The organism is Vibrio sp. 10N.247.311.13, from assembly GCF_041467595.1.
In the GTDB taxonomy this organism is placed as follows: domain Bacteria; phylum Pseudomonadota; class Gammaproteobacteria; order Enterobacterales; family Vibrionaceae; genus Vibrio; species Vibrio crassostreae_C.
Genome location: NZ_JBFSUX010000110.1, coordinates 1 through 4,641 on the forward strand (window position 1 = coordinate 1; position 4,641 = coordinate 4,641).

Here is a 4,641-nt window from a genome sequence, read left to right on the forward strand (position 1 = left end):
ATTTGAAGTAGCCATAATTCGTCCTCAATGTGTAAACACATTTCAGGACGGGACAAGTACCCAGAATGAGGCGAGATAACGCATCGGTCGTCGTTATTCTTAGCGTACCTTCTAGCTTCAATTCCTGTCCAAAAACCTTGTGCTCCAATTCTCTTACTGTGGATTCGATAGCGAGAGCTGACTCCAGAAGCTTTTGCCCTTCAACCGTTAGTTTGTATCCGGTAGGAAGTTTATGGAAAATTCGTAATTTGTGACGATACTCAAAGGTGTCAATACGACGTAAAACGGTGCTGTGGTTTACACCAAGTGCTCTTGCCGCGGCCGACAGGGATCCTTCATTCGCCACTGTTAGAACATATTGCAGGTCATCCCATCTTATGTTGTGCATTTGCGCATATCCAACGTGTTCAATTAGTGAGTTTACCAAAAATTTAGCACAGCTATAGTTATCTCAACAAGGCAACAAACAGAACTGAAGTTCAAAGCATGCACTGATGGCACTTTTAATCTCCCACGCATTGAGCTTCAAAATTGACAATCAGGAGAAAGAAAATGTTAAAGAAAAATCTACTTATCGGTCTAGCGAGTCTTCTGGCTTTCTTTCAATTCACTCCAGCCCTTGCAGATGAAACAAAAGCAGTCGATTCAGCAAAGACACTAGAAACGGCTCAAGCATTCTTATGGGCGGCAGGCTCAGGTGATATGGCAAAACTCGAGTCATTAATGGCCGATGATTTTGTCTGGCACAACGAAGGTGACGCCGACATCCCTTGGATCGGTAACTGGGAGTCAAAAGAAAAAGTGCTCAACACTTTCTTTCCTCTATTTGGCGCAGGTTTGAAAGTCACAAGCTGGTCAACAGACTATAGTTTTGTAAACGGCGACCAAGCAGTATTCATGGGCAGTATGAGTGCCATTGCGAATGAATCTGGTGTAGACACGGGTAAATTCAGCTGGGCGGTTCGAGTTCAGGTTGAAGATGGCAAAGTGAAGAGTTGGAACTGGTTTGAGGATAGCTACGCAGTATCTAAAGCTTATCACGCCAAACAGTAACCACAGTGACCAATTAGGTTGTAAAGGCTCGATATGCTGTAGACGTATATCGAGCTTAACTTGGTTTTGAATAGCGACGCGAAGAGCCTATTCAACAATCCGACAGTTAAAAGGACACCTGAGACAATCTAGTTCTGAGTTTCAGTGTACGAGCCAAATAACGTACTTTGGCACTATTAAGTTTGGAGAAACTATCTATGAGCAATAAGCTAGCGAATGCGACTAATCTGTATATGGAAGGTATCCGAGATGGTCATGCATTAGAGGCGGTAACGAAGTACACCGGTCAACGTTATACTCAACATAGCACTGGGGTACGTAACGGTATTGATGGTTTTGTTGAGTTCTTCGAACCCTTCTTAAAACGCTGCCCTGTTAGAGACATAAAGATCATACGCTCAATCGTAGATGGCCAATTCGTGTTTGTTCAAGCATTCCAAGATATTAATAATGGCGAATATAAGTGGGTGACTACGGATCTATTCGATACCGATAATGACGATAAAATTATTGAACATTGGGATGTGATTTCTGCCTTCGAAGCTCAACCGACGGAAGGGGAAGGTCGACTGCAAGGGCCAATCAATCATACTGACTTAGATAAAACAGAGGAGAATAAGAACCTTATCCGTGATTTTTTATGTGATGTCATGGTACTAGGGCAGAAAGACAAGCTATCAAAGTATCTCCAGCACGAAGAGCTAGCCGTTTATCAAGCCTCAGATGTGAGCCCTTTAGATAGCTATATTGGTGGCTATGACCAAGTGTTCAAGATTGTCGGTCAAGGTAACTTCGTAGCAGCTTACAGCCGAGTTATTGATAATGGTCTCGAGGTTGCGCGTTTTGATCTATTCCGAGTTGAGGGAGGTCAAATTAAAGAGATATGGGTAAACCAAGAGCCCGTGCCACCAAAAGCAGAATGGGTAAATGGCGGGAAGTTCTAGAGTCGCTTTAAGGGGGATAGCTCGGTTATCGGCTTATGAGAGGTGAGTGTGAAAGACCTTCACTTACCGCCAAAATAGTTAAGCGAATACGCCGCACACTTTGGCGTATTCGCTATCGGTTCTTCAATGAGTTTGGCTCTTTGAATTCGCCCCAAACAGCTAATTTAACGAACTTAGATAGTCGACTAACGCTTGTTGATCCTGAGTATTTCGCAAGCCTGAGAACCCCATATATGTGCCTGGAATCAGAGTTTTGGGTGATGCAATAAATTGCTTTAGCAAGGGTTCCGTCCAAACCTTATGGCTGCCAGAAAAATCGAGGATGGCTTTAGAGTAGTTGTTATAGCTGTCATCTGAAGCCACTTTACGACCAACAATTGAATTCAAATTGGGAGCAGTGGTCGAGCTGTCTGAATGACACAAGCTACATTGTGAGTAAAGCTGGCGACCTTGCTCTACACTATTTTTCGGTAAGTTTTGATCGCCAACTGCGGTATATTTGTTGCGAATACTGAGTAGAGATTGAGACTGTTCATCTGTTAATGATGCTCGTACTTTGAGCATGGCCATCGCTTGGCTCCAGGTCATGCTGGCTTCAACCTTTCCGACCTCACGACCATATCTGAGTACATTTTCGGTCTCAATCGATTGACCATTTTGTGCGACTTCTAAGTTGCGCATTAGGTTTCCGCGTTGCTCGATAAAACGATTAAACTCATCAATATTACTTTTGGCAGCCTGTTCCAGTACCTTTCGTTGATCTGCAGTGAGTAATGACATTACCTCTTTAGATACTTGGCCTCGTTTAACCCCGTGATTAGAAGCCATTCTTAAGCTTACAAAACCAAAGTGCTGGCTAGGTTTTCCCACTACCTCGAAGTCATTAAACGTTTCACTACCTGTAGACCAGCTTAAGAAGCGAGCTGCGAGGTTGGTTAGCTCTTTTTTGTCATTTTTATTGAGTTTAATCTTTGGCTTAGAGTTACCTTTTGCTAGCTCTTGACCTTTTCCGTTGAGGTGAGCATGTCGAATAGCGTCGAGCTGCTGTTTCTGTTCTTCCGTTAAAGTTTGGATAATCTTGCCAAAGGCTTCAGCGATTATTTCGCCGAGTTGGGCTTCATGCTGACCATAGCGCTGCCCAAGTTCGAGGAATTCTTCTTCCGAGATGCTCTCTCCGATTAATAACCCTTCTAATGCTCTGTTCATGGCAAATCGACTTTTTGCAACTTGCTCAAAAGGAGTTTTTTGTTGTTCAAGCAACGCTAGCAAAGTGTTTCGTTGCTGAGAGTCGAGGACAGACAAAGTTTGCTTGGCAACTTGGCTTCGAGAAAGGCTATGTCCACTTGCCACGCGCAAACCAACAAAACCAAAGTAGTTAGCCATGCGACCAACAGACATATAGTCATTATTAGATGAGCTTCCCGTTAGCCAAGACAATGTTCTTGAAGCGATTGCATCGGTAAGCGCTTTTTCATCGACTTGCTCCCGAGTGATATCACGAATCATGTCGCTATCTTTTGCCATCACTACGGACGACGACGCCAATAATGCTATCGCTAAAACAAACCGAAAAATGCGCATCCTTGCTAACCTTACTTGTTGTGTGTGTTTAACTTCTTGAATCTTAGCCAACATGTTTTGTGATGGAAGAATATTTACACTGTTTTACAACTCGCCTTAACGCTCAACAATGCAATCGCGCCCTTGAGATTTTGCGTCGTAGAGGGCGTTATCCGCTCTTTTAATTAATGAATTCCAGTCATCGTTTATGAGGGCTTGAGTCACTCCAATGCTGACAGTATACGTGCCAGAAGAGAGCTCTTGATTGGAGTTGTGTTTTGCGTGGTTTCTTATTCTTTCAGCTATCTGCATTGCTTGAACTTTATTCGCTCTAGGTAACATGACAACAAACTCTTCTCCACCATAGCGAAAACAGAAATCGCTTGTGCGGCATGTATCTTCAAGAATTTGACCAAAGTGCTTAATCACATCATCTCCCTTGTCATGACCATAGGTATCATTAATTTTTTTGAAGTGATCTAGGTCGGCAATCAGTACAGAAATGTCACTCTCTCGGCCTGGTTGAACAAGCTTGGGTATCAGTTCTGCTAGGCCTCTACGGTTATAAAGGCCGGTTTGTTCATCAGTGATCGATGAACGATAGGTCTGCTTCAACAAACGATCAGTTAAGATCCAAAACACTGAAAATGCGAGGCTAACAATTGTGATTGTCATGATAACGAAAGACAATTTATGAATATCTGATATCAGGTAATAGTTCGAATTCGTTCCTTTGGTATGAGCAAGTACGCCCCTAATTGCCATATAGAGAATGTTGATAAACAGGGTCAGATTCAACAGACACTTTGCTTCTCTGTTATCGTGCTTTTCCCCTGAATAGTTTGCACAGAGGGCTAAGATACATATCGTCACAACGAGAATACTTCGAGCCTCGATCCTAGAAGTTACAGAAGGCGCAATTAGGGCGCTATAAAGGAAGAAGCTAATGCCAAGGGAGCTAATGATGATTGATATTACGAGAAAAGATCGACTTGCTCCGCGTAACACGGTTATACCGACGAGTAACAAAGGCTTTGTTTCCTAAATCAGGGAACTAATGCTTAAAGCTACGATCAGATCATCT

At 43.1% G+C, this 4,641-nt stretch carries 5 protein-coding genes; 2 read left to right on the plus strand and 3 right to left on the minus strand.

Features of this window, described 5'->3' with window-relative positions; translation table 11 throughout:
* Nucleotides 1-388, minus strand: a 388-nt coding sequence (locus AB6E52_RS22695) for a LysR family transcriptional regulator (protein ID WP_372189982.1), incomplete at its 3' end; no start/stop codon positions are given.
* A 164-nt stretch (nt 389-552) separates the two neighbouring features.
* On the opposite strand from AB6E52_RS22695, the gene AB6E52_RS22700 reads away from it, so the two are divergent.
* The gene (locus AB6E52_RS22700) at nt 553-1,053 is read left to right on the plus strand and encodes a nuclear transport factor 2 family protein (protein ID WP_017059088.1); all 501 of its coding nucleotides are present in this window, start codon (nt 553-555) and stop codon (nt 1,051-1,053) included.
* Nucleotides 1,054-1,250: 197 nt separating this feature from the next.
* Nucleotides 1,251-1,997, plus strand: a complete 747-nt coding sequence (locus tag AB6E52_RS22705; RefSeq protein ID WP_017059089.1) for a nuclear transport factor 2 family protein — start codon at nt 1,251-1,253, stop codon at nt 1,995-1,997.
* Between the two features lie 159 nt (nt 1,998-2,156).
* Here the strand turns inward: AB6E52_RS22705 and AB6E52_RS22710 are convergent, their stop codons facing one another.
* Together AB6E52_RS22710 and AB6E52_RS22715 are read right to left on the minus strand one after the other, a co-directional pair.
* On the minus strand, nt 2,157-3,578 hold the full coding sequence (locus AB6E52_RS22710) for a hypothetical protein (RefSeq protein WP_133151388.1): 1,422 nt from the start codon (nt 3,576-3,578) through the stop codon (nt 2,157-2,159).
* Between the two features lie 96 nt (nt 3,579-3,674).
* Nucleotides 3,675-4,586 carry a GGDEF domain-containing protein gene (locus tag AB6E52_RS22715; protein ID WP_372134525.1) on the minus strand — a complete coding sequence of 304 codons (912 nt, stop codon included), beginning with the start codon at nt 4,584-4,586 and terminating at the stop codon, nt 3,675-3,677.
* Between the last annotated feature and the right edge of the window lie 55 nt (nt 4,587-4,641).

What these genes read in the sequence shown, in the direction of transcription:
- AB6E52_RS22700 (WP_017059088.1), top strand. Translation starts at nt 553, where the DNA reads ATGTTAAAGAAAAATCTACTTATCGGTCTAGCGAGTCTTCTGGCTTTC.
- AB6E52_RS22705 (WP_017059089.1), top strand. Translation starts at nt 1,251, where the DNA reads ATGAGCAATAAGCTAGCGAATGCGACTAATCTGTATATGGAAGGTATC.
- AB6E52_RS22710 (WP_133151388.1), bottom strand. Translation starts at nt 3,578, where the DNA reads ATGCGCATTTTTCGGTTTGTTTTAGCGATAGCATTATTGGCGTCGTCG.